We start from the raw sequence: 229 nt of genomic DNA, 5'->3' as shown, positions 1-229 counted from the left end.
CTCATAACAGGGTAGTGTTTAGCGGAGTAGATGAAAAAATCAAGCTGTGAGATTTGTTTGGGGCTGCTGACGGCATCAATTCCATTTAGCAGTTTGGAGAGTTTAGCAGTATAGTTCCAATCAAATCGATCTGAAACAAGCTCGCTACCTTGATACCAATTAACAGCAGCTGAAAACAGAAATACGATAATAGAAAATCCAAGCTGAACAACTAAAAATATTCCCTTCA

The 229-nt window shown here is 38.4% G+C and carries 1 protein-coding gene; it reads right to left on the bottom strand.

The window, feature by feature from the left end:
- Positions 1 to 229 (bottom strand): YjdJ family protein (locus SB658_RS28250; protein ID WP_410603931.1); only part of this gene is annotated, 229 nt, incomplete at both ends.

This window comes from Bacillus sp. SIMBA_008 (assembly GCF_046535495.1).
Classification (GTDB): Bacteria; Bacillota; Bacilli; order Bacillales; family Bacillaceae; genus Bacillus; species Bacillus subtilis.
This window is presented reverse-complemented; position numbering and strand designations above follow the sequence as displayed.